Consider the following 25,278-nt stretch of genomic DNA (forward strand, 5'->3'; position numbering starts at 1 on the left):
AACACCTTGCGCTGGCTGTGAGAAATAGGAGATGGCTCCGATGATGGTCCGCACACTTTCTGCCTTGGAATGTACGAGATTGCTGACGGCCAATCGCGTTGGCCGGCTCGCATGCGCAAAGAATGGGCGGCCCTACATCGTGCCCCTGTACTACGCGCATGCGGACAATCACCTCTATGTATTTTCCATGCCGGGCAAGAAGATCGAATGGATGCGAGCCAATCCGCTGGTATCCGTCCAGGTTGATGAGCGCGGCCAAGGGCGAGGATGGCGAAGCGTTGTTGTCGATGGCCGCTATGAGGAACTGCCGGACCAACTTGGCCACAAGCGCGAGCGCGACCACGCATGGTCGGTGTTGAGCAAGCACGCTGACTGGTGGGAGCCCGGCGCCCTCAAGCCGGTCACACCTCCGGTGTCGGACAGCGCGCCCCACGTTTTCTTCCGTATCTTGATCGAGCAGGTGTCGGGCCGCGAAGCAAGTGAATAGGTGTTTTTACTGCGGCGGCCTGCGAAAGCGATGGCTGGCCCGGTGTAGGAGCAGCGGTTCTAGGTAGTTTCCCGTAGGGACATAACCGAATTTCGGCGCCGGCCGATTCACGCCATGCTGTGTAACGGATCAACCGGGAAAACAGCCATGTACGCCTACACCGCCTCCAGAATTTCGCTGCCGTCACGATCTACCCTGCCCAACCTGCCTGAGGCTTTCGAGCGCGCACCGCTGCAACCACTCAGCTTCTATTCCGCAGGTGCGGAAATCTACGCCCAGGGCGAGAAGGCCGGAGCCTTCTACCAGGTGGAGTTCGGCGCTGTCCGCGTCTATCGCCTGCTTGCTGACGGCCGCCGGCAGATCAGTGCCTTTCACCTAGCCGGAGAGACATTCGGCTTCGAAGCCGACACGACGCACCATTTCTTTGCTGAAGCCATCAACTCCACCGGTGTCCGCGTCTTCCGCCTCACTGCTGGAGCGGACATGTCCCATCAGTTGCTGCCCCTAGCGCTCCAGGGGTTGACCAGAGCCCAGGAACACCTGCTGGTCCTCGGTCGCCAGAGCGCCATCGAACGCGTCGCCGCGTTCCTGGTTGACATGGCCGAACGGCAAGGGGGGTTGCGGCAGGTCGAACTTCCGATGTCGCGCATGGACATCGGCGACTATCTCGGCCTCACCATCGAGACGGTATCGCGGATCTTCACCCGGCTGAAGGAGAAAGGCGTCATCCGCCTGGCTAGTCTGCGGTGCGTGGAAATCGTCAGGCACGACGCGCTTCAGAACATGAGCGAGTGAATGACAACATGCTCCGGGCCACGCGGAATGTAGCGCCCGCCGTCTTCGCCAAATAGCCGCGCCGATGCAGGCGCGAAATGGAACGTGATCTGATCGCCAGTCTTGGGCCGAAATGATCGCCGCTCGGCGACGATGGTCTCGCCGGTTGTCAGCGTCGAATGTACATAGGACGTAGATCCCAGCGCCTCGACGAATTCCACACTGGCCTGCATGGCAATCCCATCGCCCGCGTCGCGGTGTTCTGGCCTCAATCCAAGCTGCAGTCTGCGTCCGACCTCAAGCGGGGTGCGCACCGGGCTGAAAGTCCTGCGTTTTTGTCCATATCTCGTCGTACCAACGACAGAGATACATTGATGCCGAAATTCTTATCACCGGTGCTTCGTCGGGTTTCGGTCTCGCCACGGCAGAACTCTTCCTTGCTCGGGGTTGGGAGGTCGTCGCGACCATGCGCACCCCCACGCACACACACTTCAGCCTCGGCGAATGCGTTGGCGATGCTATTTCCAACGCTTTCCATAACCCGCGACCTGATCGTGAACGACCTCGTTTCGGATTCAGCCCTTGCGCTCCTGAAGGCTGTTGCCGCCGTCGACCACCAGCAGGGCGCCGTTGACGTAGCTCGCACTTTCCGATGCCAGGAACACCACCGCTGCGGCAACCTCGTCCGGTCGCCCGGCCCGCGCCGGTGGCGTGTGCAGGGCAGCTTGCCGCTCCATTGCGCTAGACGAGCCCGTTTCGATCCAGCCGGGGGCCACGGCATTGGCCGTGATGCCGCTTTTTGCCACTTCGAGCGCCAGCGTGCGCGTCAGGCCGACCATGCCGGCCTTGGCGGCGGAATAGGCTGCTGTGCCTTCGAAAGATACCAGCGGCCCGGTAACCGACGCCACATTGACGATGCGCCCATTGCCTGCCTCTACCATCGCCGGCAAAAACGCGCGGGTGACCAGGAATACGGTCTTCAGGCTGACGTCGATCCCTTGGTCCCAGTCTGCCTCGGTCATGGCAAGAAACGCTTTATCGGACGAGGGCGATGCCAGCGAACCCATGCCGGCATTGTTGACCAGGATGTCGACAGCGCCGACATCAGCCCGCAGCCGCGCGACTTCGGCCGCGATGGTGAGATCGGCGACCGCAGCTTTGGCATTGATGCCCTCGGCGCAAAGTTCGGCGGCGCGATCGAGTACACGCGCGCTGGCACCGTTCAGGAAAACGGCATGACCGGCAAGACCGAGCTGCCGCGCTATGGCAAAGCCGATGCCGTCGGCAGCACCCGCCCCGGTGATCAGTGCTCGCTTGATGATAGAAGAAGGCATGGTCAAATCAGACTCCGCTGGTTGCTACGAGGATGAGCCCATAGGCCCAAGTATGCGAGATGGCCGGAGAGTGGCCTCGACCTTTGTTCCTCGTCCAACACCTGTGTAGCGTTCTAAATGCCGATTGCGCAGCCGTCCTTGCGTGGGTCTGAACCGCCCTGCAGCGTTCCATTCATCCAGTCGATCATGATCGCTTGGGCGCCCCCGATCGGCTCTTCCGCCGGGACGATGCGGAATCCGCGACCGGCCAGTTCCTCCTGAACCGCGACTGGAAGCGTGCTCTCGACCTCCACGTCCATCGTGCCAGGAATTGGAAAGACGCGGGGCAGATCAATGGCTTGCTGAAGGTCGAGGCCAAAATCAAGAACTTTTGACAGGAAGTGCGCGTGACCCATGGCCTGATACGCTCCACCCATCACACCGAAAGGCATAACAACGCGCCCATCCTTCACCAGCATGCCCGGAATGATCGTGTTCAGCGGGCGCTTGCCTGGTTCGATAACGTTTGGGTGGTTGGGATCCAGCGAAAAACTTATACCGCGATTGTTGAGTATCACGCCCGAGCGCGCCGCGACGATGCCGGAGCCAAAACCATAATAGATCGAGTTGATGAAACTGACGGCGTTGCGATCCTTGTCGACGACGGAAATATAGACCGTGTCGCGATGCACCGGCATATCGAATGAAGGAAGATCCGCGCGCGCGCGGCCAAGATCAATCATCCTCGCCAGACGATCCGCCGTTGCGCTTGAAAGCAGTTGCTCGACCGGCACCGCCACCTTCGCCGGGTCGGCGAGCAAAGCATCGCGCGCTGCATAAGCAAGTCGCGTCGCCTCGATCTCGATGTGCAGCCGGTCGGCGGATTGAGGGTCACCCTTGGCCTCGAAGCGCGACAGGACATTGAGGATCATGAGCGCTATGACGCCTTGGCCATTTGGCGGACATTCGTAGACGTCGTGGCCGCGGAAACCTGTCTTTATCGGCGCCACATACTCGCCCCTGGCGACCATGAAATCATCCAGTGTGTGCAAACCGCCGAGGCTTCGCAGGCGCGAAACCATGTCCTCGGCGACCTCCCCCATGTAGAAGGCGTTGCGTCCGTCCGTCGCGATCTTGCGGAATGTTGCGGCGAGTTCTGGTTGCCGGTGCACCTCGCCGATCCTCGGCGCCCGCCCCCCAGGGAGAAAGATGCTTCTCGCGGCAGGATCGGCGGAAAGCAGCGCCGCCTCCTGTTCCCAGTCGAAATGCACGCGGGGGGAGATGGCGTAGCCGCTTTCGGCGAACTCGATCGCAGGAGCGAAAAGCTTGCCCAGCGGCAATTTTCCATGATCGGCGTTGAGCTGTGTCCAGGCGTCCACCGCTCCGGGAACCGTTACCGCATGCGGTGAGTGACGCTCGATTTCTGTGATGCCCTGAGATGCATACCAATCGGCTGTTGCGGCCGCAGGGGCACGGCCGGATCCGTTGTAGGCGATGATCTCGCTGGACCCTTCTTTCGACATTAGGACGAAACAGTCTCCGCCAATGCCGGTAGACCCCGGTTCGACCACGCACTGTACGGCGCTGGCGGCGATGGCCGCATCGAGTGCGTTGCCCCCCGCCTCCAGAATCCGAACGGCTGCAAGCGTGGCCGACGGATGGGACGTCGCAGCCATGCCATGCCGTGCGACCACGACCGAACGGCTTGGTTTCTCGAAATCTCTCATACGCGAAAAACTCCCTAGAACGATTGCAGTGAGCGCCAGCCGATCATGCTGGGATGGTCGCAAGGCCCGATGCCGGGCGCAGATGCCGTGACAGATTGTATTCGAGCCGGCCCAGTGTCCGGGTGATGATGAAATTGAGGATCAGGTAGATAGCGCCGGCGCAGATGAAAACTTCCATGGCCCGGTAGGTTTGCGAGATGATGCCCTGGGCGATGCCGGTGATTTCCATCAGCGTAACGATGGACGCCAGCGAGGTTCCCTTCACCATCAAAATGATTTCGTTGCCGTAGCTTGGCAAAGCCTGGCGCAGTGCGATCGGCAGGACGATGCGGCGCAAGGTCATCAGTCGCGTCATGCCAAAGGCCTGCGCCGCCTCAATCTGGCCGGACGGGACCGACTGCATGGCGCCGCGGAGGATTTCACTGCCATAGGCTGCGGTGTTGAGGGTTAGCGCGAGGATGGCACACCAATAAGGTTCGCGGAAAAGGCCCCACAAACCAAGTTCCTGCAATGTCGGCCGAAACTGGCCAAGGCCGTAGTAAATCAGGAATATCTGGACCAACAGGGGCGTGCCGCGAAACACCGCGACGAAGCCCTTGATTGGCCAGTCAATCAAGGGCTGGCGGAGGCGCTGGGCGAGCGCCAAAGCCAAGGCGAGGATGGCGCCGAGCAGGATGGACGTGCCGGCCAGCTCAAGCGTCAGCGGCAGGCCGGCAACCAGCTTCGGTAGTATTTCGGCGAAAAAGGCGAAATCCATCACACTCTCCGAATGCCCCGAAGCGCGCGGCGTTCAGCGCGCTTGAACAGCAACCCTGTCGCTGAGGCGATGGCCAGGTAAAGCGCGGCGGCAGCTGTGTAGAAGAGAAACGGCTCGCGAGTCGATCCGGCCCCGATCTGTGCCTGACGCATTAGTTCGACAAGCCCGATTACCGAAATCAGCGCTGAATCCTTGAGCACCAGTTGCCACACATTCCCTAGGCCCGGGATGGCGTAGCGCATAAGCTGGGGTGCGATCACCCGGCGCAACATGAGCGCAGGCGGCATGCCATAGGCGCGCGCTGCTTCGATCTGGCCGCGGTCGATGGCGATGTAGGCACCGCGAAACACCTCCGCCTGATAGGCACCCGAAATTATGCCGATTGCCGTGGTGCCTGTGGCGAAAGCCGGCAATCCAAGGAATCCTTGGGCGCCAAACCAATGGCCGACCGCAGTCAGCGCCATGCTACCGCCGAAATACAGGAGATAGATGGTCAAGAGGTCGGGAACGCCCCTGAATACCGTCGAATAGGCATCGGCGAGCAGGCGGAGGGAGCGCGACCCGCTGACCCGGGCCGCAGCTGCCAAGGCGCCGATCACCGAGCCGACCATAAATCCGGCGACCGAAAGCAGAAGCGTTACGAACGCAGCGCTGAGCAGCGCCACCGCCCAGCCGCCGTCGCCAAACCCTAGCAGACGAACGCTATCCAGCATCGGCTAGTTCGCGCTCCGGGAAGGGCTTCTCACTTGGGCGGCGTGACGTCGGCCTTCAGCCATTTCAGCGAAAGCTTTTTGATGGTGCCGTCGGCAATGGCTTCATCGATCGCCTTGTTGAACATCGCCTTGAGCACGGTATCCTGCTTGCGCAGCCCTGCCCCAGTGCCCCGTCCGAAAACCCCGCCGAGAAAGCCGGGACCAGCGACCGTGTAGCCTGAGAATTCCGGCTTGGCCAAGGTTGCCGCCAAAGCGGTCTGCTGTGCAAACAGGGCATCCACACGGCCGGCCGCGAGATCGAGGTCGTGCTGTTCCGTGGTTTTGTACTCGCGGATTTCGACGGCGCCGTCGAAATACTTTTTCAGGAACTCCAAGTTCGCCGTCGCAGCCTGGACGCCGACGATCTTGCCGGCGATCAGCGGCTTGATCTTGTCGATTGCCGCCTTGGCAGGGGCCACGTCTTCCAGTTTTATCTTCTCGGTCGAACCGGCCAACGCACCGAGCGCGCTGTCCTTCGCCACGGCGAACCCGGAAGGATCGATCGCATAGGGTTGAGTGAAGTCTATGACTTCAAGTCGTTTGTCGGTGATAAACATGCTCGCCATGATGACGTCGAACTTGCCAACTGTCAGCGCCGGGATGAGCCCATCCCAGTCCTGCGTAATGATGGTGCATTCAATTTTCATACGCTCACAGAGATTGCGCGCGAGCTCGACCTCCATGCCGTCAGGCTTTCCATCAGCGGTGGTAAAGTTCCAGGGCGCATAGGCGCCCTCCGTCGCTATGGTGATCTTCTTTGGCGCATCCTCGGCCGAAGCCGACAAAGCGGCAGCTAAGCTCAATCCGGCCGCAAGACATGCAATGGGTAATAGTTTCATGGTTCTGTTCCCCTTTTTTTCGGCCCTGCGAGGGCACTTTGTAGAAATCGAATATCCCTCTTGCCCGACTACCTCAACGTCGGCTCGGGCTCGCGAACTCGGCCAGCAGCGGCGCCGTGTCGAGAATGTGTCTGCGCATCACGGCTTCGGCAGCTTCGGCATCGCCGCCGCGTAGCGAATCGATCACTGCCGAATGCTCCTCCGCGGCGCTGAGCGGTTTTTCGACATAGTCGAACCAGATGCGCAGATAGGGTTCGATGGTCACATGCAGTGATGCGATTTGCCGAATAAGCTTCGGGCGGCCGCTTTGATTGCAAATGTAGCCGTGGAATTCCTGGTGCCGTGTCACCCAATCGGCGCCGCCGGCAGCGCCACTGCGCTCCATACGGGCCAAAAGGCGCTCAAGTTCGGCAATGGTTTCGGCGTTCATCCGAGGCATTGCCAGGCGAACGGCAAGCCCCTCAAGCACCGAGCGGATCTCGAACGACTCGTAGATCTCGTCCAGCGTCAGACCAGCGACGATACAGCCACGATTGGGGCGGATCACCACCAGCCCGTCGACTGCCAGCCGCTGGAAGGCCTCCCGCACGGGCATCCGGCTCATGCCGATCTCGGCCGCGATCTCTTCCGGGATGAGCCGGTCGCCTGCACGGTAACGCCCGAGGCGTATTGCAGATTGCAGATGCAGAAAAGCTTCCTGCTCCGCAGTGGCCGGTGTCTGGGCGTAGGGAATTGCCGAATGGCTCATCTGGGGATCTTTTTTGCTGAATTTTCTGATCAACGCAAAATTGGATTTTTGTATTCACAAATACAATAGAATTCTGTCGCGCAGTCAAGGCAAATCGCCAAGAGCCCTTAGAGGCCGGCGCGGTCCCCTGATGCCGTCTCGTATCGCGCCCGAACTTGGCGCAAACGCGGCACGGCTTCTCATCGAAAGGATCAAGGGATGTACCAAAAGCGTGTTCGTGACGGTCGCGCTGAAAGCCGTGGCACGTGGCAACACAAAGATGCCTGGAGCGTTTCCCAAGGCCTCGCGCCAATATCCCTAGTCGAGTTCGATGATGCTGCAGCCATAGGCCGGGAGCGACAGCCTACCGCCGCGTACTTTGCCATCGCCGAGCAAATCCTTGCCCGCGGGGACATTGCCGATGCTTGCCGGCTCGCCCAGCGTGTTGAGGATGAACAGCAGGCGGCGGTCCTTGCTCTCGCGAATGGTCGCTTCGACGCCGGCCGGCATGTCTGCGATGAGCGGCACGATACCGGCGGGCGCCAGCACTTGATCGGCCAGCACCTCGACCAGAGCGTCGCTGAGGTACGTGCCGAGGTAGATCACCTTGCCCTTGCCGACTTTGCGCGAAGTCATCGCGGCTTGGCCCTCGGCGAAGCGGCTGGCCCAGCTGCCGATAACCTCCGTGCCGGGCGCGACGTTAAGCAGCTCATAAAGATGCGCCGCCGTCACCTGCGCATTCCCGATCTTGAGCTCGTATTGGCGGCTCGCCGACGTCGCCGGCAGCTTCTTGCGCACCGTATTGGCGCCGAAGCGGCCGCCATGCTCGAACAGGCCCTCGCCGCCGATCGGCGTCAGCAGCCCGAACTCCTCGACCGTGATCCCGGCCAGCGCCGAGAGCGTCTTGCCCGGCGAGGTGTCGCGGATGACGTGGTTGTTAACGTCGCGTGATCCGGTGCGGCCGCCCAGGATTACCGTTCCACCCGCCTTGGCGAAGGCCTCGATCCGCGCCGTCCACGCATCGGTCCATTTCAGCCAATGCGGCACGTAGAGCGCCTTGAGCTTGCTGAGATCATCCTCGGGATGGATGAAGCCGCAGGCGAAGTTGTGGCGGTAGCAATAGCGGTGCAGCAGCGTCGCATCGTCCTGCGGGCTCGGCATGCCGATGGGGCAGGAGCGGTGCATCTCTTGATTGTCGAAATCTGATCCGGCGATGCCCAAATCCATGCGCACATGCGTGCCGAGGATCTTGTCCTTGAGCGCCGTGACCTCGCCCGCAAACTGCTTGGCCTCGTCATAGCGCCGCCGCGGGATGTCGTCGTGATCGATGATGCCCATCCAATAGATCTCGGCGCCGAAATGCGCCGGCCGCCAGCGGAAGAACATCACGCCATCGGCGCCGCGCGCCACTGACGTATAGGCCATGCGGCGCATCTCGCCGGGTTCGGGCGTCAGCGTCGAGAAGTTCGGCTGCGCACCGAAACCCGATTGCTGCTCAGGCACGATGAAGTTGCCGGTGAAGCCGCGGCAGATGTCGAGACGCAGCGCCTGTACCTCGCCGACGCTGCCGACCCGCTGCATCTCGTCATCGAGATGCGGGTAGATGTCGAAGCCGAGAAAATCGAGATCGGTCGAGAACTCGCCGCGGAAGTCGATGTCGTCGATCCGCCCCAGATTGTGGAAGACGAACCAGTCTGGATTGGTCTCGCGCAGGATCAGCACCTGATCGTGCTGGAACCGCGCCGTGACGAAGGCGAGGAAGCGGTGATAGTCGACCACATGGGTCGGCCCGACCGGGGCAGGCGCGTAGTCGAGGGGCAGCACCACTTGATCGAAATCGTCGTAGGCGGTGGCCCAGAAATGCCCGCCCCACGCATCGTTGAGCGCGGCGATGGTCTCGTACTTGTCCTTGAGGAAGGCCTGAAACTCGGCCAGCGTCACCTGACCGTAGGACAGCGATCCAGAGGTATTGAGCTCATTGTCCGTCTGCCAGCCGATGATGTGCGAATTGCCGCGATAATGCTGGGCCATCGCTTTGGTGATGCGCTTCGAATGCTCGCGGAACACTCCGCTCGCAAGATTGCTGTGCTGGCGCGAGCCATGGCTCATGGCGCGGCCATTGGCATCGACGCGCAACACTTCGGGATAACGCGCCGTCAGCCAGCGCGGCGGCGTCGCCGTCGGCGTGCACATGATGGTCTTGATGCCAGCCTTGCCCAGCACATCTATGGCGCGGTCGAACAAAACGAAGTCGAACGTCCCCTCACGCGGCTCGATAATATGCCAGGCGAATTCCGCAAGTCGCACCGCGTTGAAGCCCGCGGCTGCCATGCGGTCGGCGTCGCGCTGCCAATAGCTCTCATCGACATGCTCCGGGTAATGCGGGGTACCGACGAGGAAAGTGTCGGTCGCGATCGGCCGCCAGACAGAGAGCGGCGCGGATTTCGAGGCAGTCGTCATAGTCGGAAAACTCCAGGCGATAGTCTACTTGATGGCGCCGGCGGTGAGGCCGCCCTGCCAGAACCGCTGCAGCAGCAGGAATACCACGATGACCGGGATGATGCTGACCAGAGCGCCGGTTATGATGATCGAGAACAGCACCTGTCCTCCGCCACCGCCCTGCTGCGCGAGCTGATACCAGGTCGCAAGGCCCACCGTGATCGGCTGATATTCCGGCGTGCGCAGCACGATGAGCGGCAGGAAGTAATTGTTCCAGGTCCCGACGAATGAGAGCAGCGCCACGGTCACCATGCCCGGTGCCACCAGCCGCAGCACGATGGCGCGGAAGATCACGAACTCGCCGGCGCCATCGAGACGCGCTGCGTCGAGCAGTTCGTCGTCGACGCCCTGCTCGATATAGACGCGCATCAGATAGACGCCGATCGGCGAGATCATCGAGGGCAGGATCACGCCCAGCGGATTGTCGCTAAGTCCCGAAAGCGCCAGCAGCAGGAAGGTCGGCACGACGAGGGCCGTCTGCGGGATCATCACAGCGCCCAAGACCAGCGCAAACAGCAGATTGCGGCCGACGAATTTGAATTTGGCTAACGCATAGCCTGCCGCGGTAGCCAAGATCGCGGCACCGAGCCCGGCGACGCTCGAATAGAGCACGCTGTTGAACATCCAGCGCATGAAGACGCCGTTGTCGCGCGCCAGAAGATCGCTCAGATTCCGCCAGAGGTTGAACTCCGTGCCGAAGCCGAAGCCGAACGTGGTGAACAGGTCGCCATTCGTCTTCGTTGCCGACAGGACCAGATAGGCCAGCGGCATGAAGCTGTAGAGGAGGAACAGTGACAGCAGCAGCGTGAGCATGATCCGCGAGCGCCGCCTTTCGCCGGGCCGGCGCTTGGCAGCCTCGAAAGTGGCGATGTCGGTGGTCGCAGTCATCATTGCTCCGACCGACGGCGGTTGGCGATCAGGGTGAAGATGTAGGAGGCACCGGCGATCACGATGCCAAGCACGAACGAAACGGCGGCCGCATAGCCATACTGCTGGTTCTTAGTCGCCAGAGAATAGGCATAGAGGTTCGGCGTGTAGCTCGAATTGATGGTGTTACTGGCGAGCGCGCGCATCAAATACGGCTCATTGAACAGCTGCAGTGTGCCGTTGATCGAAAAGATGATGGTGAGCAGGATCGCCGGCCACAGCAGCGGCAGCTGGATCAGCCGGGCAAATTGCCAGGGCGAGGCGCCGTCCATCCGCGCGGCCTCGGCGAGGTCCGACGGGATCGCCTTCAGCGCGGCGTAGTAGATCACCATATTGTAGCCGACATATTCCCACGTCACGATATTGGCCAATGAGAAGATCATCGCGCCCGGCGATAGGAAGTCCGGCGGCGGCAGGTTGAACGCCTTGGCAATCTGCGTGAACGGGCCGAAGGTGGGGCCGTAGAGATAACCCCAGATGATCGTCGCGATCACGCTCGGCACAGCGTAGGGGAGGAAGAAGCCGAGCCGGAAGACGCCCTTGGCATAGACCTGGCCACGATCGAGCACGATGGCGAACAACAACGCCAGGGCCAGCATGATCGGCACCTGCACGATGCCGAACAAAACGAGGTTCCACACGCCGCCCCAGAATTTGGCGTCGTCCGCGACCTTGATGTAGCTGGCTGCACCCGCGAACTGCCGTCCGCCCACCAGCGTGTCGCGGTAGAGGCTCATGTAGAACGCATAGATCAGCGGCGCGACGATGAAGGCGATAAACAGCAGCATGAAAGGCGCCAGGAACAGATAGGGCGCCAGCTTTCGTGACGTAAAACCGCCCGATCGCGCTGGGCGCGTCGCTGCGGCTGGCGAGTTCGACAATGCCCTGGTCCCCATCCTGCAAGATAAAGAGATCGGGCGCGCCGATCAAGGCGCGCCCGGCCGGTGCCCGGGAGGAGTTAGGCCACGGTGAAGCCTTGGTCCTTCGCGTAGGTGACCACGGCATCCTGGACACGGTCGAACGCATCCGACAGCGTGCCGTTGCCGCTGATCGAAGCGCCGAATTCATCGGACATCGACTGGTAGAGGAAGCCCTGGAACGGGCTCCACTCAAACGGCGCCACGGCACTCGCTGATTTGGCAAACACTTTGTTCACCTCCTGGCCGCCGAAGAATTCCGGCTTGGCGCTCGCCCATTCCGGGCTCGACAGCAGCGCGTTGGTGCAGGGGAAGAAGTTTTGCTTGGTGGTGTAGAGCTTTGTGGCTTCGGGATTCGTATTCAGCCAGATCGCGACTTCGGCGGCCTCGGGCAGATGCTGGGTCGCTTTCATCACGGCCAGCGCTGAGCCACCCCAAGCGCCAGTCACGAACTTGCTCGCGTCCCACTGCGGCAGATCGGCGGCACGCCACTTGCCCACGCTGGTCTTGGCGACCGAGGTCAGGAACAGCGGACCCCAGCCCGCAGCGAGCCAGGTGGCATAGCGACCCGAGTCGAGGCCGCTGTACCACTCATTGTTGAAGCCCGGCTTGGTCTCGATAACACCCGCGGTGATAAGGTCCTGCCAATAGGCGGCGAAGTCCTTAGCAATCTTGTCGTTGATCCTGATCACGAGCTTGTCGCCATCGCGGCTGACCGGCTTCCAGCCCATCGGCCACAACAGACCCAAGACCCAGTCGGCGTTGGCTCCGAACGGCGCGTCGGTCATGAACACATTCGGATCGGCCGCATGGATCTTCTTGCCCGCATCGGCAAACCCGGCCCAGGTGGTGGGCGGCGTGATCCCATGCTTGTCGAAGATGTCCTTGCGATAGAGCATCGCCATCGGACCGTAATCCTGCGGCGTGGCGTTGACCACATCGCCCATGGCGACCTGCGCCCATAGGCCTTCGGGGAACTCGCCCTGATGGGCATTGGCGTACTGGCCGATGTCTGCGAGGGCGTCGACCTGGCGGAAGCTCTCAAGGTGCTGGTATTCGATCTGGGCGACGTCCGGCAGGCCGCTGCCTGCCTGCAGGCCCGCGCGGAGCGCGTTATACAACGGGTCCCCCTGGCCGGGATTCACGAGTTCGATCTGGATGCCCGGATGCGCGGCGTTGAACATGTCTACCTCAAGCTGGAGATTCGGCACCCACGACCACACAAGCACCTTGACGGGCTCGGCACCGCGAACTGCCGCAGGCAGACCCGCTACCGCAACGCTTGCACCTGCAACTTTCAAGAAGTCACGACGCTGCATCATCCGCCCAAGCGGATTGAAAATCTTCGTCATTGAAGTCCTCCCACGAAAGATACGCTCCCACACGACGCAGGACGCGGTTTTTCTTTCAGTCAGAAACTTAATGCCGACATACAGTCGCTGTCAATCGCGATCGATTGATCTTTAATCGGCCATCACCAGGCTGTCAGCAGGGTTGAGCGTCGTCGAATCGAGCACAAGGCGCACCGCTCCAAGCACTATGTCGCGGTGCCCCAGCGCGCCTATCATGAGGCGCGGCGGGTCGTACACATTGCCCTTGAGGCGATGTCGCAGCACATCGAGCACCAGATCACCACCGCCGACGACCCGGCCCGCCAGTACGATGATTTCGGGGTTCATGAAGGCAGCAACACTGCCCACCGCCATCGTCGCATAGTCCAGCAACTCGGTGACAACCGGCGCGATTTTGTCCGCCTGCCGGTCGGTGACAGCGGCCAGGGTGAGCTTTCCCGCCGCATACTGGGTGTTGGCCTCTTCGAGCATCTTGGTCGCCTGTTCGGGGATGCCGAAAAAGCGCAGCGATTGCTTGTCGCCCAGATATTCGAACGGCCGCCCGGTAAGGAGGGGGTCGTCGAGATACCAGCCGAGCTCGCCCGCCGCATGCGAATGCCCGCCATAGAGCTTGCCGTCGATCACGACGCCCGCGCCCGCGCCGGGCCCGATCGAAAGGCTCACGACGCTGTCGGCGCCACGCCCGGCCCCGAATCCCCATTCGCCCACGGCGGCGAGGTTGCGCCCGTTTTCGACGACGATAGGTATCTGAATATGCTGGCTGAGCCGCGCCCGCAACGGCATGTCGCGCCAGCCGAGCCCGAGCGTCAGCACCACTTCGCCCTCCGGCTGCCTGACGATCGAGGGCACGCCAATGCCGATGCCGCGAATAGTCTGGCCGCGCGGGCGGGGGGCCGCCATAAGCCGGCGGATCAGGCCGACCAGCTTTTCGAAATTGCGCTCGCCATCATCGTCGGCGGTCTCGTGCATTTCTGTCTGCACGACGCCTTCGAGATTGGCCACGGCGCCGTAGAACTCGCCCTTGCCGGCCTCGATGCCAATGATCGCATGCGCCGCACCGCGGAACTTGATGCGCGCCCGCGGCCGGCCCCGGACATTGGCCTCGTCAAACCCGTCATACGCAACCAAATCCTCGGCAATCAGATCCTCGATCACCCGCATCACCGTCGGCAGGCTGATGTTCAGCCGCTCGGCGAGGCTCGATGGCGAAATCACTCCTTGGGTGCGGATCAAATCCACCACGGCCGAACGATTGAGTCGGCGTAACAGGCTCGACGTCGTGGGCTGGCGCTTCATTCATGGACCAGTTGCAAAAGGCCGGCGGACCGGCAACGAGCGTCGGCATAGACCAGAACCGTGCCAGAGTCCGCCTTTTTCTGATGACGCCGAACGTCAGTTGTCGCTCGGCAGGGAAAGCTACCGCGGTAGCCCGTTCGATGATTACGGCGCTCCGTGGCGGGCGCCCAAGCCCTCTGAAGTCACTGCGCTACTTGTGCAAATAACTGACGCCGGTCGCTTCAATCGGTTAAGAGCTCGTCCGCCCAACATCAATGACCGCTTTTGGCGGCGGGTTCAACTGATCGCTCCGCTAGGGTCTGATAGAGCAAGGTCTTTCTGGGGCGTTCGTTGAGTTGCCGCGCGATGGCGCTGAGCTTTGCCTGGCTGTGCAGGGACAGGTCGGTGCCACGTGGCAGATACAGGTCGGTGCCACGTGGCAGATATTGGCGCAGCAGTCGGTTGGTGTTTCATTCGAGCCGCGCTGCCAGGGTGATCTAGGATCGCAGAAGTAGACCTCGACGTCCGTGGCCAGTGTCAATCGCTGGTGCTCGGCAAGCTCTTTGCCTCGGTCCCAGCGCTGCCATGAAAGGCGCTGTCTTTGTCCCGTGCTTTATCGATGCGTTTTATCCAGGACGGCATTGCGACGCTCGAATTGCTGGAGCGCCTGAGTCTCGACGTGGACTATCTGAAGAGCAGACCTGCTGCGGTCAGCCGATGGCCAACAGGGGCGCGCACAAGGATGCGGCAGGGGCCGAGGCGGTCTTCGTCGCCAATTTTGCCGGCTACGATTATATCGTTGGACCTTCGGCGAGCTGCATCCACCATGTCCGCTCCCAGCCAGCGTTCTGGAATCGACAGATCAGGCTCTCGCTCGCCGGAAGATTGTCGGTCCCACACACGCGTGGTGGACACGAATCCGGCGAGCCCGGCGACGTCTTTCATGGCCTGTACGAAATGCACCCCTCGAGGTGTTCGATGAGGCGGAAGACGTCCCCCTTCCCGTCCGACAGCGGATCGAACCAACGCATCGCGCCGAAATTTCATCGCTCGCGCGTGCTCTCCTTGACGTCGAGCGCGAATCCGGCGCGCTCGAGCACCGCGGCGCAGTGCACCTTGTCCTTCAGCTCTTCCAGCTCTGCTTTTTTCATCTTGCCTGCGCCTCGTCGCGCTCCCTCCCTCGATTCCGCCCCGGATTTCAGTGCAGGAACCGGATGCCGCGAAGAGCAGGGCGGGCAAGGGCGCGGCCGGCAAGCCGGCGTTTGTGCCGGGTGGCGCGAACGATGCCCATGTCGGTCATCAAGCCGCGCCCCGCCGCTTCGCCGGCATGGCGGTTGCCCGCGACCATGATTGTCAGTCCCAAAAAGCTGGCACCTAGGGCGCGGTCGCTCTTGAGATAATCATCCCGCCGGCAACATCCCTGTTATCGCCTCGGCGACAAAGGCTGGATCTTCCCAATGCGGGTTGTGGCCGCAATCCTGCGCCCACACCAGACGCGATCCGACGAGTGCATCGGTCAGTGTGCGCTGGTGCGCCGCGCCGAAAAGCGGATCGAGCCCGCCGGCGATGATCAGCGTCGGGGCCTGCACCGCCCGCGCCGCGGCGGTCAGATCGGTGCGGCGGACTTCTTCGAGAATGGCGCGCCAGCGCGCAGCCGGGATCGCGGACGCGTCCTCCGCGAGGCCGGCGAGAAAAGCCCGCGGCACGCCCGGTCGACAGCCATGCCACCAGTCGTAGAACGGATCGGACGGCGAGATCGGGTCGCGCAAGGCTGCGACGCCGTCGATCAGCTGATGATCCGATCCGAAATCGGGCTTCAGCGTGCTGGCCAGGATCACCAGCCCACCGATCAGCTCCGGACGACGCGCGGCCAGCATGATCGACACCATGCCGCCCAGCGAATGGCCGACAACGATCGGCCGGCCGAGCCGCAGGCGTTGGATCAGCCCGGCCATATCCTCGGCAAAATCGGCGGCGCGATAACCCTCGCCCGCCTGCGAACCGCCGTGGCCACGCAGGTCCGGCATGATAAGCCGGCGCCCGGTAAAATGCGGCGCCAGCAGCAAAAAACTGCGGCTGGTGTCGGTGAAGCCATGAACCAAGAGCAACGGCGGCTCCGAACCGGCGATCTCGACATAGGTAAGCTCGAGACTGCCGACATCGACGATGCGCTTACGTCCGGCCCAAGACGCCTGTTCGGCTTCCTGATCCGTCAGCTCCAAAGCCGGCCTCACAGTCCGAGCTTTTCCTTGACCGCGGCAAGGCCGGATTTGCCATCGAAGGTGGCGACGCCGGCAAGCCAGGCATCGAGCCGATCCTTGTGCAGGGCGATCGACTTCAGAGCCCCGTCCTCCGGCTTCATGCCGTCGTTAATGAGGTAGCCCATGCCGACATTTTCCATGTCGATGTCGAAGGCGAGGTTTTTCAGGAACTGCGCCACATTCGGGCATTCCTGCAGAAAACCCTTGCGAACCTGCGTGGTCACGGTGGCGGCGCCGAAATTCGGACCGAAGAACTCGTCACCGCCAGTCAGGTACTTGAAGTCGTACATCGTGTTCATCGGGTGCGGCGCCCAGCCCTGGAAGACGATGAACTGCTTCTCCTTGATCTCGTAGCCGACCTCCGAGAGCATGCCGGCCTCGCTCGATTCGACCACCTGCCAGCCGTCGAGGCCGAAATTGGGATCGGCAATGGCGTCCATCATCAGCTGATTGGATCCGGGCTCGATGCCGTACATCTTCTTGCCGAACTTGTCGGCGAATTTGTGCAGGTCCGACAGGTCCTTGACGCCGGCGTCCCAGACATAGGTCGGCACGGCAAAGGTGTATTTGGCGCCGACCAGATTGACGCGCACATTCTCGATGGAGCCGTCCTTCTTGTAGGGCTCGTAATAGGTGACCATGGCCGGATCCCAGTAGCCGAGGAACAGGTCGAGGTCTTTGTTCTTCATCCCCTCGTAGATGACGTTGATGCCGAGCACCTCGCTCTGCGGCTCGTAGCCGAGCGCCTGAAGCAATACCTTGGCCACGCCGGTGGTGAAGGCGAGATCGTTCCAGCCGGGCTCGGCCATGCGGACCGTTTTGCAGCTTTCGACCTCTGCGGCCCGGGCCGCCTGGGAAGCCAGCGTCAGGGCCGCGACACAGACGCCATTCGCAAGCATGCGCAACATTCCGGTTCTCCTCTTTCCGACTTTGACCTATTGGTCACTTTATTGTCCTGTTGGTCAATTGTTGATCTGAACGGACGAAGATGTCAATATGGATTCGCAATGGATGGGTCGACCCAGTGAAGCTCACGCGTCTCAGCGACATACGCCGCAAGGAATTGCGCCAGGCGGCGTTCGCCGTTCTGGAGCGCGAAGGCATCGCCGGTGCGACGCTGGAAAAGGTCGCGGCCCAGGCCGGCGCCTCCAAGGGCATCGTGCTGCATTATTTCCGCAACAAGCAGGAGTTGTTCGAGCACGCCATGCGCGAGGCGAACGCCGTGCTCTGCCACGCCGTGGTCGCCNGGCCGACGCGCTGCTCGCGCTGCCGCAGGCTACCGAGGCGGACGCCGTGCTCTGCCACGCCGTGGTCGCCCGGCTGCAGCGGGCGCGCACGCCGATGGAACGGCTGGACGCGGTGATCGAGGGCAATTTCGAGGAGCATCTGTTCCTGCCGCCGCTCTGCAATGCCTGGCTGTCGCTCTGCGCCGAAGTGCCCCGCGACGAGCAGCTGGCGCGCATCCAGAAGGTCATCCATGCGCGCATGCGCTCGAACCTCTTGTCCGGCCTGCGCGGCCTCGCTTCGCCGGAACTGGCCGACGAAATCGTTGTCGGCATCACCGCTTTGATCGACGGGCTATGGCTCAGGCTCGGTCTGCAGCCGGGCAGCGTCACGCGCGAGCAGGCTGTGCGCCAGGTCAAGGATTTCGTCGCGGCGCGGCTTTGCCCCGCGCCAGCCTAGGCCCGTCGGCCTTGCCTCGGTCGGATAAAATTCATAGCCGGCGAGGTCGTACCCTTGACCGCCCAATTGCGGGAGCATGGCGATGCGACTCCAACGAAGCGGGCGCTGGTCACCCGTGGGTCGGACAGCATCGGCCTGGCAATTTTTCGGAAGCTTTCGCCCGCGAAGGCGCGGATGGCTGATCGTGGGGCGCGACCCCGGCAAGCTGGAAACCTTGTGCAACACGCCGCGGTCGAAACGCTGTCGACCGATCTCGCCACCAGCGAAAAGGAGATCAAGTTCACTTATCCCTATCTGCATTTGGACAAAGTTGGGGGCACGACCACGGTAGAGAATCCTCGTTACCACTAACAGCCAGATTTCGATCCGACGCTAGTTCCCTGACAGAGGAAGCTCCGCGACGCATCAGGTCCGGCGGTAACCAACCCGGACCGTCGTTTCGAGACCGTGCCTCCTACATTGTCCAACTACAGGCTCGATCGAATGATTTCTGACGGAATCGGCAGGATCGCGATCACTCCTTGAAGCGGCAACATGAGAGTGGAATAGTCGGGACTAAAGCGGCCTGTTTGGGATTCCCCGCGCTGTTAGAGCGTGCCACACTGCGTGATGTGTCGCTCTTCGAAACGTCGCGCGAAACGTCGGCTCGATCGCGGTCCAGGACTTGCTCGCCGAAGAGCTGTCCGAGATTCTCCTGCCGCTGCTTAGGCTCGGACCCGAGAAGCTAAACCCCGAGGCATGGTCGCGAACGGCCTTTTAATCGAGATCGCTCGCCGGCACGAGCTTATTATGCCCCTATTCCACGACGTGGAGGTGCCGTCTTCAAGAGCCAGCCCAAAGAGGCGATGACGCCGATAGTCTGCGGCAAAAGCTTGAGCCGCGGCTCCGTGTAATGCGTTTTGGCGGATTGCATGATCTTCCCGTTGTTCGGTCGAGCGCGTATCGACAACTGCGAAAGCTTTCTCCATCAATCCACGGCTCTAGGACCTGCCGCGACCCCCACGCGTCCGCGTACCTCTTCTGGATGGCGAAAGCTGCCATTCAGCATACAGCCCCGGTGTTTCCGAGCGCTCAGTGTCCTCTTGCCTCGACTTTTCATCGAAAGCAGACTGGTTGCATCCCCTTTATTCGTTAGTCCAGCAATCCGAAAATGTCCGCTTTTAGGATGGCGAGAAGGTCCTTCGGACGCCCGAAATGAGGCGGTGGGTTCAACCGGTCGCCGCAACACCTTTAATCTGGGAGGATTGGGAGGTGTCGCATGGTGACGTCACGTATTTGGTTTACCCCGGAGCAGAAGGCCGAGCTTTGGGAGCGGTGGAAGCAGGGTCAGAGCATTTCATCGATCTCGCGGGCACTAGACCACCGGACCAAGGGCGGCGTTCAGCGGATCGTATCCTTACACGGCGGCATTGCTCCGTCAGCAAGGCGTAGAGCGGCCTCGGCGCTCGAGCTGGGGGAGCGCGAAGAGATCTCTCGCGGGATTGCGGCAGGTCTTGCCATCCGCGCTATTGCACGAAGTCTGGGGCGATCCCCATCAACGATCAGTCGCGAGATCTCGCGCAATGGCGGTGCCCAAGCGTATCGAGCAACCCGAGCCGACAAGCAGGCTTGGCACCGCGCGCTTCGCCCGAAGCAATGTCGCCTGGCATGCTCTGGACGGCTAAGGTGGCGGGTGGCGCAAAAGCTGGCACTGCAATGGTCGCCGGAGCAGATTGCGGGTTGGCTGAAGCGAGCGTACCCAGGCGATCCATGCCCTGGCTGACAAACTCGACTTGTACAAAGTCGCGCGCCAGTTCGATGCCTTGCGGCTGGCTGAGTTCACGCGGGAGCGCAAACTCCACCTCGCGGGCGAGCTGGGCATCCTTGCGGACCTCGAACGTTTCGACATCGTTCCACAGCCTCTCGCGGTCGCGCCAGGCCTCCGGTGCATCCTGCGGCAAGCGTTCGATGCGCTCATCGCGCAATCGCGACGCTGAACGGTAGGCGGCCGACGCGACGGCGCTTGAGCCTGCCTTGCGACCAATGACCTTGACGTGAAGATGATAGATCGCCATCGCGACCAGATCATTTGCACGTCAAAGCCTACGTCGGCACGACGTATAAGCGCGCCCTCCCTCGAAAAATTCTCGGGATGGACCAGCCCATCCCGGGCTGTCTCGGCAACGCTGAAGCCTTCTGGCGGACGCTCCACAATCAATGGAGACAGCCATGCGCAAACCACGAGACTTCGACGCGGACTCAAGACCCTGGAAGACAAGGCGCGCGAGCTCAAAACGCGAAAGGTGCAGCAGCTTGGCGAGCTGATGATCGCCACGGGGCCGATGCACTCAGCACCGACGAATTGGCCGGCGCGCTCGTCGCAATCGCCGAAACCAAAGACGCCGCGAAGCGTGAGGCATGGGCCAAGCGTGGCGTGATGTTTTTCGAGAGCCGGTCCCGGCGAACTGATCCGGCATCTCAACGCAACCCTCGCAGCGCTCCAGCGCAATCGGGCGGCCCGCAATCGCCGGCAGGCGGCACAGGCTCGCAATGACATGCGCACCTGGCAGGTCGAGCGTCGCCAGCGCACACGGCACCTCATCGAACTTGCGGTCTCGCCGTCAAGGCAGGCATTGTCGAGCTCACCAATGACGATCGCGCCACCATCTACGGCGCGCTGCTTTGGATCGCCGCCAAGCTGCAGAGCCATGAAGGCGAGCATGCGCGAAACCTATGGACCGCGAAGGGTAGGCAGGCGTTCGATGGTGAACGGCGTGAGGAGCAGATGGACCGGCGAACATAGCGATGGTTGTAAACGGCGGGCGGCGCAACAACGCAGCATATCGTGATCCATTCGCGATGCACCAACTTTCGACGCGCATTGAAAGTCATCGAATGTTTCGACCGGGGCCGTTTGCCATAAGCTGGCGTCAACAATTCGGGCGAGCATCGGCACCTTTCGCGAGTACGCGTCGTATTCTGGAAACGCGGCCAAGGACAAGACGCGTACTTCGTTCAACATCCGCCGGTATTGAATGGCAAAATTCACTGCGAGGAGCCAAGAATCGCGATCGTGTTACCCGGTGGGCACGACATTGGAACCAGCTCGCGAGTTCGGCGTTGCGAGCGGATGATCAGAAGTTTCGCTTACGCTCTTATCATCGTCCAGGTATCCATGGCGACCGCGCTGCTTACACAGGTCTTCCTTACGGCCGGTGAGGAAGCCCGTAGCTCAAAACGCTGGATTGCCTTAACGCCAAAGGACGACGAGCGATGCGCCAAGGCGATGTGGCCCAATATTCCTGAAGGATGTTTGAAACGGGTCGAGCCGAAGGTGGTGACGCTCGTGCTTAGCCAAAGCAACTAATGGCGCATGGCTCTTTCTGCTGCCATTCGCGGCTGGCCGCGCTGCCGCAGGACCAGCAAAGGTCTGTTAAGCCTCGCTCAATCTCTGCAAGCTATCTTGTTGCCAGTTTGTCGAGGGTGACATGAAGCGCAAGTCGATAATGCTCTTTGCCTTCCCAGCTCTGATCCTGCTGATCCTGGCAGGGGAGCGCATGGCGACCTTCTTGCTGGGAGCTTATCCGGCCAGTCCTACAATGTGGCGGATCTGGCTTGAACTAAGGCCACTGTCGACGATGTTCTGGCAACAGGTCGATCTCTTTGTGGGCGCCTCGATGGTCCTCGATGCCTCCGTCCTGGCTGCCGCATCAATCGTTTGCTGGACGGCGTGCCGCACAAGAAAGTCGGCTGCCTTCTTCTTCCTTGCCAACCACATCGCCCTGCTTTTTGCCGGGTTGATGATCGCCGTCACCAGCCATTCCGAAACGGCGAGCACGATCGCTTCATTCGCCGTACCCGGGGGTCTTCCATTCTCGCTAATGGTTGATTTTACCTTGAAGAACACCCTTGTGCTGTTTTTGGGTGTGACAGCATGCGCCTACTGTCATGTTGTCTTTCTCAGCGAAACCCGGCAGCGGTCCGGAGCGCTGGCCGCGAGGCTTGTTGCTTTGCAGCGAGATCTCTAAGGGTGCCCTATTTTTTCCGGCGTTAGTTGATCTTCCGGTAGTAAACCTTGCCGTCGGCCTGCTCTATGCGCTGGTAGTTGGAGCTTGGGGCAGGCGATGCGGCCGCGATCCTGTTTTTCGCTGGACGCGGCGCATCGACAACGTTGTGGTCGGTCGCGTCTTCACCATCGAGAACAGCAGGCGCCTCCGCCATGCTGCTGGTCGTGTCGACGGAAGGTTCCGCTGCGCTCGACGTGATTTCGTCATGGACAATAGGCTGGTTCTGTTCCAGCCGGGCTATGCTCCGGTTGATTTCGCCAAAGCTGCTCTGCAGTTGAGTGTCCAGTTTTTCAAATCGGCTCTGAAAACCGTTGTTGACCGTGTCCAGCCGGCCCCCGATTCGTTGTTCAAACGTCCCGAGTTGTTCCAGGCGCCCTTCCAGAAAGCGCATATCGCTGATGCCGCGGTAGAGATAAACCGCGGCTACCATATTCACCAAAGTGAGCAGGGACGTGCCGATGATGACCGCGCCGATAATGCTTTTGTCGCTCGGTTTCACAACGGCAGCTTGCTCTCCGGTGCGGGCTGCTGTCCCAATCTCGATTGCCGGCATGTCCGGTTCGCTGATCATCGTCATTGAACCACCACCTTTGCGCCGATCGCGACGCGCTTGAAGAGATCGATCACATCGGTGTTGGTAAGGCGAAAACACCCCGATGTTCCGTCGAAGCCAACACCCTTGGGATCGTTGGTTCCGTGTATCCGATAGAGCGTGTCACGCCCGTCCCGAAGCAGATAGAGCGCCCTGGCGCCGAGTGGGTTGTAGGGACCGGCAGGCACCATTTGCGGCAGGTCCGGCTGGCGGGCGCGCATTTCGCGGGGTGGGCGCCATTCCGGCCATTCGGTCTTCGCCCCCACCTTGACGACCCCGGTCCAGCCAAATCCGTCGCGTCCGACGCTGATCTGATAGCGAAGCGCCTGGCCCTGTCGGGTCACCAGGTAAAGCGCTTTCTCGCCCTTGCGGATAACGATTGTTCCGGGCTGTTCTGTCGTCTCGAAGGCAACTGTCTTGCGCAGGCTGGGGCCCATTGCCGGCAGCGGCGGCCGATCCGAAAGTGCCGATCGCGCGCTGGCAAAATCCTGGACCGACATCGCCAGCGCCATGCCCATGGCGCAGACCAACCCAAGGACGATCCGATACCTATTTGGCAGCAGCGTCATCGAGCCGCTCTTTGAACATCCGCTTCAGGTCCTTGTTGAAGCGCGCACGCCCATCCACCTCGGCAGGCAGGATAGCACGGTTCAACGCATCGGTGAGGAGCGCATTGTCCAGCGCGACCGACTTGATGTGCGGCGCCTTGAAGATCTTTTCGAGTTCGCTGCGCGAAAAATGGTTGCCGAACCATTTGCGCTTGTGCTTGTTGGCGACCAGCGTGATGCTGACAGCATTGCCGCGCAACTCACGGATCTTCTTGTAGAGCCGTTTGCCTTGCCGCAGCGAGGCGACGTTGAGTTCGAAGACGATGAATATCTCATCGCTCGTCGACAGCACGGAATTGTGCCAAGGCGTCTCGATGTTCGGCAGGTCGATGACGATGTCGTCAAACCGGTAGGCGACGAGGTCCAGCAGCCGGAAGACAAAATCACTGCCCTGCGGTTCGAAAGGCAATTGCGGCCTCTCGAAGGAATAGAGCGTCAGCCCGGACGGGCGCGAGAGCTTGATGACATCCATCAGCTCGACGTCGAGCCTCTCCGGCTGGCCGATGATGCCGCCGAGGTCGAACTGGTTGAACTGGTTGAGATAGGCGCCGCAATTGGCGCTCTGGAAATCGAGGTCGACCAGACAAGTGGAAGCCGCCCGCTCTTTCGACTTCGATGACAGGAACTCGGCCGCCGAGAGAGCAAGCGTCGTCGCGCCGGCGCCGCCGCTCGCACTGATGAAGGTGATGATACGGCTTTTGGTTCCCTGGTTGCCGGTGTCGTGGAAGGTCACCGCATTGAGCAGTTCCTTGCCGTCGAGCGGCTTGTGCAGCCAGTCCGAAGCGTTCATGCGCACCAGCACACGCGTCTGCTCCGACGACAGTTCGTCCGAGACCGCGATAAGCGGCACGGTTGCCCAAAGGGCGCGCACTTCGACGATGCCCGGCCTGCCGAGCAACTCGCCATTGCCGAGGTCGAGGATGACGATGCCGGGGCGCGTGTCCGCGGGCGGCCCTTTAAGGAAGTCACCGGTCTCGGAAATCCGGACATCATAGATCGCCAGCGCGTCGAGCCGCGTCGCCACATCGCGCTTGAAATTCGCATCCGACGAGAACAGGGCGACCTGCTTGCGTTTGGTCGGTGTAACCTTGGTGTTGATGGCGTTCATGACGCGGTACTCTTCAAGTCTTCGCCCGTGACCGTGCTCAGCATGGAGGGCATGTTGATGTCTGCGAAACCCATCAGTCCTTTCAGGAAGAAGAACTGGAAGGTCCTGTTCTGCAGGCTGACGCTGATTGTCGGCACTGGTCCGCCCAGCCGCGTCTGGAAACCGAGGCCGGTGGCGGAATAGGTGATGACAACGTTGCTGCGCAGCAGGCCCGGAAAGAAATGACACATCCCTGGCCGCTGGTTGGCGGCCAGCACGGGACAGACGTCGTCATTGGTGACAGCCGTGTCACCCCGGAAAACTCGGCTGAAATTGGCAGCGCTGAAGATGCCGCTGTTGGTGCAGGCACCGGTGGTTCCGGTATACGAGCATGCAAACGGACCATACACGCCTGAGACGACCGGAGCACCGGGCGTTGTGGTCGGTGCGGCGGCCGTCAGGTTGGTCGCAACCGGATCGGAAATTGAAGCCAACCGTGCACCGACCTGGACTGCCTTGGTTGCAGCGTTCCATTGATAAAACGCATAGCCGAAATCGACGAAGCCCAGGACAAGCGAGAACAGCAAGGTAGATACGATGGTCATTTCCACCATCGCCGCGCCGTCTTCCGATGTTGTGAAACGCCTAATCATGT

25 protein-coding genes and 6 pseudogenes are annotated in these 25,278 nt (G+C 61.4%); 10 read left to right on the top strand and 21 right to left on the bottom strand.

What is annotated here, in order from left to right:
- Positions 1-40: 40 nt before the first annotated feature.
- Positions 41-487 carry a pyridoxamine 5'-phosphate oxidase family protein gene (locus X771_RS143780; RefSeq protein ID WP_023689281.1) on the top strand — a complete coding sequence of 149 codons (447 nt, stop codon included), beginning with the start codon at positions 41-43 and terminating at the stop codon, positions 485-487.
- 147 nt (positions 488-634) lie between these two features.
- Positions 635-1,282: a helix-turn-helix domain-containing protein gene (locus X771_RS143775; RefSeq protein WP_023689282.1), complete on the top strand. Its 648-nt coding sequence runs from the start codon at positions 635-637 to the stop codon at positions 1,280-1,282.
- On the opposite strand, the gene X771_RS143770 is transcribed toward X771_RS143775, so the two are convergent.
- Entirely contained in the window at positions 1,264-1,575 is a 312-nt protein-coding gene (locus tag X771_RS143770) for a TOBE domain-containing protein (RefSeq protein WP_156935593.1), read from the bottom strand. The two genes, X771_RS143775 and X771_RS143770, sit on opposite strands and share 19 nt — an antisense overlap.
- 56 nt (positions 1,576-1,631) lie before the next feature.
- Between X771_RS143770 and X771_RS1000000168265 the strand changes: the two are divergent.
- Positions 1,632-1,739: pseudogene (locus X771_RS1000000168265) on the top strand (SDR family NAD(P)-dependent oxidoreductase); the annotation flags it as partial.
- 97 nt (positions 1,740-1,836) lie between these two features.
- Here X771_RS1000000168265 and X771_RS143765 read toward each other — a convergent pair.
- From X771_RS143765 to X771_RS143740, 6 genes are all read right to left on the bottom strand, one after another.
- Positions 1,837-2,595: an SDR family NAD(P)-dependent oxidoreductase gene (locus tag X771_RS143765; protein WP_023689284.1), complete on the bottom strand. Its 759-nt coding sequence runs from the start codon at positions 2,593-2,595 to the stop codon at positions 1,837-1,839.
- A gap of 113 nt (positions 2,596-2,708) precedes the next feature.
- Positions 2,709-4,301, bottom strand: coding sequence for a gamma-glutamyltransferase (ggt, locus tag X771_RS143760; protein ID WP_023689285.1), 1,593 nt, complete (start codon positions 4,299-4,301; stop codon positions 2,709-2,711).
- Between the two features lie 43 nt (positions 4,302-4,344).
- Positions 4,345-5,058 carry an ABC transporter permease gene (locus tag X771_RS143755; RefSeq protein ID WP_031202912.1) on the bottom strand — a complete coding sequence of 238 codons (714 nt, stop codon included), beginning with the start codon at positions 5,056-5,058 and terminating at the stop codon, positions 4,345-4,347.
- Positions 5,058-5,771 carry an ABC transporter permease subunit gene (locus X771_RS143750; RefSeq protein WP_023689287.1) on the bottom strand — a complete coding sequence of 238 codons (714 nt, stop codon included), beginning with the start codon at positions 5,769-5,771 and terminating at the stop codon, positions 5,058-5,060. The genes X771_RS143755 and X771_RS143750 overlap by 1 nt, the downstream gene beginning before the upstream one ends.
- A 29-nt stretch (positions 5,772-5,800) precedes the next feature.
- Complete coding sequence (locus tag X771_RS143745) at positions 5,801-6,649, bottom strand: transporter substrate-binding domain-containing protein (RefSeq protein ID WP_023689288.1); 849 nt, start codon at positions 6,647-6,649, stop codon at positions 5,801-5,803.
- Between the two features lie 73 nt (positions 6,650-6,722).
- The gene (locus X771_RS143740; RefSeq protein WP_023689289.1) at positions 6,723-7,397 is read right to left on the bottom strand and encodes a GntR family transcriptional regulator; all 675 of its coding nucleotides are present in this window, start codon (positions 7,395-7,397) and stop codon (positions 6,723-6,725) included.
- Between the two features lie 13 nt (positions 7,398-7,410).
- On the opposite strand from X771_RS143740, the gene X771_RS1000000168850 reads away from it, so the two are divergent.
- Positions 7,411-7,698: a hypothetical protein gene (locus X771_RS1000000168850; protein ID WP_198025850.1), complete on the top strand. Its 288-nt coding sequence runs from the start codon at positions 7,411-7,413 to the stop codon at positions 7,696-7,698.
- On the opposite strand, the gene X771_RS143735 is transcribed toward X771_RS1000000168850, so the two are convergent.
- From X771_RS143735 to choX, 9 genes and pseudogenes are all read right to left on the bottom strand, one after another.
- Complete coding sequence (locus tag X771_RS143735; RefSeq protein WP_023689291.1) at positions 7,695-9,836, bottom strand: beta-galactosidase; 2,142 nt, start codon at positions 9,834-9,836, stop codon at positions 7,695-7,697. The two genes, X771_RS1000000168850 and X771_RS143735, sit on opposite strands and share 4 nt — an antisense overlap.
- A 24-nt stretch (positions 9,837-9,860) precedes the next feature.
- Entirely contained in the window at positions 9,861-10,763 is a 903-nt protein-coding gene (locus tag X771_RS143730; RefSeq protein WP_023735739.1) for a carbohydrate ABC transporter permease, read from the bottom strand.
- Positions 10,763-11,590 carry a sugar ABC transporter permease gene (locus X771_RS143725; RefSeq protein WP_050587467.1) on the bottom strand — a complete coding sequence of 276 codons (828 nt, stop codon included), beginning with the start codon at positions 11,588-11,590 and terminating at the stop codon, positions 10,763-10,765. Before X771_RS143725 ends, X771_RS143730 begins: the two co-directional genes overlap by 1 nt.
- A 170-nt stretch (positions 11,591-11,760) precedes the next feature.
- On the bottom strand, positions 11,761-13,071 hold the full coding sequence (locus X771_RS143720) for a substrate-binding domain-containing protein (protein WP_023689294.1): 1,311 nt from the start codon (positions 13,069-13,071) through the stop codon (positions 11,761-11,763).
- Between the two features lie 111 nt (positions 13,072-13,182).
- Complete coding sequence (locus X771_RS143715) at positions 13,183-14,367, bottom strand: ROK family transcriptional regulator (RefSeq protein WP_023689295.1); 1,185 nt, start codon at positions 14,365-14,367, stop codon at positions 13,183-13,185.
- A 251-nt stretch (positions 14,368-14,618) separates the two neighbouring features.
- Positions 14,619-14,923, bottom strand: a pseudogene (locus X771_RS1000000167050) (IS30 family transposase); the annotation flags it as partial.
- Positions 14,924-15,544: 621 nt separating this feature from the next.
- Entirely contained in the window at positions 15,545-15,694 is a 150-nt protein-coding gene (locus X771_RS1000000169295; protein ID WP_023669333.1) for a hypothetical protein, read from the bottom strand.
- A 52-nt stretch (positions 15,695-15,746) separates the two neighbouring features.
- Entirely contained in the window at positions 15,747-16,580 is an 834-nt protein-coding gene (locus tag X771_RS143710; protein WP_023713756.1) for an alpha/beta hydrolase, read from the bottom strand.
- A complete protein-coding gene (gene choX, locus X771_RS143705) occupies positions 16,577-17,515 on the bottom strand; it encodes a choline ABC transporter substrate-binding protein (RefSeq protein ID WP_023689297.1) in 939 nt (312 codons plus the stop codon). Before choX ends, X771_RS143710 begins: the two co-directional genes overlap by 4 nt.
- An 80-nt stretch (positions 17,516-17,595) precedes the next feature.
- Here choX and X771_RS01000000165225 point away from each other — a divergent pair.
- A pseudogene (locus X771_RS01000000165225) lies at positions 17,596-18,290 on the top strand (TetR family transcriptional regulator C-terminal domain-containing protein).
- A 54-nt stretch (positions 18,291-18,344) separates the two neighbouring features.
- Positions 18,345-18,641, top strand: a complete 297-nt coding sequence (locus X771_RS1000000168275) for a hypothetical protein (RefSeq protein WP_023689298.1) — start codon at positions 18,345-18,347, stop codon at positions 18,639-18,641.
- Positions 18,642-20,038: 1,397 nt separating this feature from the next.
- Here X771_RS1000000168275 and X771_RS1000000169895 read toward each other — a convergent pair.
- Positions 20,039-20,344: pseudogene (locus tag X771_RS1000000169895) on the bottom strand (MobA/MobL family protein); the annotation flags it as partial.
- Positions 20,345-20,498: 154 nt separating this feature from the next.
- Here X771_RS1000000169895 and X771_RS1000000167070 point away from each other — a divergent pair.
- The 4 genes and pseudogenes from X771_RS1000000167070 to X771_RS143690 all read left to right on the top strand — a co-directional run bounded on the left by X771_RS1000000167070 (position 20,499) and on the right by X771_RS143690 (position 22,297).
- Positions 20,499-20,823: pseudogene (locus tag X771_RS1000000167070) on the top strand (conjugal transfer protein TraD).
- A 1-nt stretch (position 20,824) separates the two neighbouring features.
- Positions 20,825-21,072, top strand: a pseudogene (locus X771_RS1000000167075) (conjugal transfer protein TraD).
- 327 nt (positions 21,073-21,399) lie between these two features.
- Positions 21,400-21,636, top strand: coding sequence for a hypothetical protein (locus X771_RS143695; protein WP_023689300.1), 237 nt, complete (start codon positions 21,400-21,402; stop codon positions 21,634-21,636).
- A gap of 121 nt (positions 21,637-21,757) precedes the next feature.
- Entirely contained in the window at positions 21,758-22,297 is a 540-nt protein-coding gene (locus tag X771_RS143690; RefSeq protein ID WP_023689301.1) for a hypothetical protein, read from the top strand.
- Between the two features lie 22 nt (positions 22,298-22,319).
- Here X771_RS143690 and X771_RS143685 read toward each other — a convergent pair whose 3' ends face one another.
- The 4 genes from X771_RS143685 to X771_RS143670 are packed head-to-tail and all read right to left on the bottom strand — an operon-like array spanning position 22,320 to position 25,276.
- On the bottom strand, positions 22,320-22,913 hold the full coding sequence (locus X771_RS143685; protein WP_023689302.1) for a hypothetical protein: 594 nt from the start codon (positions 22,911-22,913) through the stop codon (positions 22,320-22,322).
- Positions 22,910-23,497 (bottom strand): L,D-transpeptidase, encoded by a 588-nt coding sequence (locus X771_RS143680; protein WP_023689303.1) that lies wholly within the window; start codon positions 23,495-23,497, stop codon positions 22,910-22,912. Before X771_RS143680 ends, X771_RS143685 begins: the two co-directional genes overlap by 4 nt.
- Positions 23,478-24,644 (bottom strand): AAA family ATPase, encoded by a 1,167-nt coding sequence (locus tag X771_RS143675; protein ID WP_023689304.1) that lies wholly within the window; start codon positions 24,642-24,644, stop codon positions 23,478-23,480. Before X771_RS143675 ends, X771_RS143680 begins: the two co-directional genes overlap by 20 nt.
- Positions 24,641-25,276 carry a TadE/TadG family type IV pilus assembly protein gene (locus tag X771_RS143670; RefSeq protein ID WP_023689305.1) on the bottom strand — a complete coding sequence of 212 codons (636 nt, stop codon included), beginning with the start codon at positions 25,274-25,276 and terminating at the stop codon, positions 24,641-24,643. The genes X771_RS143675 and X771_RS143670 overlap by 4 nt, the downstream gene beginning before the upstream one ends.
- Positions 25,277-25,278: the final 2 nt, after the last annotated feature.

This window comes from Mesorhizobium sp. LSJC269B00 (genome assembly GCF_000502815.1).
Taxonomy (GTDB): domain Bacteria; phylum Pseudomonadota; class Alphaproteobacteria; order Rhizobiales; family Rhizobiaceae; genus Mesorhizobium.

What these genes read in the sequence shown, in the direction of transcription:
- X771_RS143780 (WP_023689281.1), top strand. Translation starts at nt 41, where the DNA reads ATGATGGTCCGCACACTTTCTGCCTTGGAATGTACGAGATTGCTGACG.
- X771_RS143775 (WP_023689282.1), top strand. Translation starts at nt 635, where the DNA reads ATGTACGCCTACACCGCCTCCAGAATTTCGCTGCCGTCACGATCTACC.
- X771_RS143765 (WP_023689284.1), bottom strand. Translation starts at nt 2,595, where the DNA reads ATGCCTTCTTCTATCATCAAGCGAGCACTGATCACCGGGGCGGGTGCT.
- ggt (WP_023689285.1), bottom strand. Translation starts at nt 4,301, where the DNA reads ATGAGAGATTTCGAGAAACCAAGCCGTTCGGTCGTGGTCGCACGGCAT.
- X771_RS143755 (WP_031202912.1), bottom strand. Translation starts at nt 5,058, where the DNA reads ATGGATTTCGCCTTTTTCGCCGAAATACTACCGAAGCTGGTTGCCGGC.
- X771_RS143750 (WP_023689287.1), bottom strand. Translation starts at nt 5,771, where the DNA reads ATGCTGGATAGCGTTCGTCTGCTAGGGTTTGGCGACGGCGGCTGGGCG.
- X771_RS143745 (WP_023689288.1), bottom strand. Translation starts at nt 6,649, where the DNA reads ATGAAACTATTACCCATTGCATGTCTTGCGGCCGGATTGAGCTTAGCT.
- X771_RS143740 (WP_023689289.1), bottom strand. Translation starts at nt 7,397, where the DNA reads ATGAGCCATTCGGCAATTCCCTACGCCCAGACACCGGCCACTGCGGAG.
- X771_RS143735 (WP_023689291.1), bottom strand. Translation starts at nt 9,836, where the DNA reads ATGACGACTGCCTCGAAATCCGCGCCGCTCTCTGTCTGGCGGCCGATC.
- X771_RS143730 (WP_023735739.1), bottom strand. Translation starts at nt 10,763, where the DNA reads ATGACTGCGACCACCGACATCGCCACTTTCGAGGCTGCCAAGCGCCGG.
- X771_RS143725 (WP_050587467.1), bottom strand. Translation starts at nt 11,590, where the DNA reads ATGCTGCTGTTTATCGCCTTCATCGTCGCGCCGCTGATCTATGCGTTC.
- X771_RS143720 (WP_023689294.1), bottom strand. Translation starts at nt 13,071, where the DNA reads ATGACGAAGATTTTCAATCCGCTTGGGCGGATGATGCAGCGTCGTGAC.
- X771_RS143715 (WP_023689295.1), bottom strand. Translation starts at nt 14,367, where the DNA reads ATGAAGCGCCAGCCCACGACGTCGAGCCTGTTACGCCGACTCAATCGT.
- X771_RS1000000169295 (WP_023669333.1), bottom strand. Translation starts at nt 15,694, where the DNA reads ATGGTCGCGGGCAACCGCCATGCCGGCGAAGCGGCGGGGCGCGGCTTG.
- choX (WP_023689297.1), bottom strand. Translation starts at nt 17,515, where the DNA reads ATGTTGCGCATGCTTGCGAATGGCGTCTGTGTCGCGGCCCTGACGCTG.
- X771_RS143695 (WP_023689300.1), top strand. Translation starts at nt 21,400, where the DNA reads ATGATCAGAAGTTTCGCTTACGCTCTTATCATCGTCCAGGTATCCATG.
- X771_RS143690 (WP_023689301.1), top strand. Translation starts at nt 21,758, where the DNA reads ATGAAGCGCAAGTCGATAATGCTCTTTGCCTTCCCAGCTCTGATCCTG.
- X771_RS143685 (WP_023689302.1), bottom strand. Translation starts at nt 22,913, where the DNA reads ATGACGATGATCAGCGAACCGGACATGCCGGCAATCGAGATTGGGACA.
- X771_RS143680 (WP_023689303.1), bottom strand. Translation starts at nt 23,497, where the DNA reads ATGACGCTGCTGCCAAATAGGTATCGGATCGTCCTTGGGTTGGTCTGC.
- X771_RS143675 (WP_023689304.1), bottom strand. Translation starts at nt 24,644, where the DNA reads ATGAACGCCATCAACACCAAGGTTACACCGACCAAACGCAAGCAGGTC.
- X771_RS143670 (WP_023689305.1), bottom strand. Translation starts at nt 25,276, where the DNA reads ATGATTAGGCGTTTCACAACATCGGAAGACGGCGCGGCGATGGTGGAA.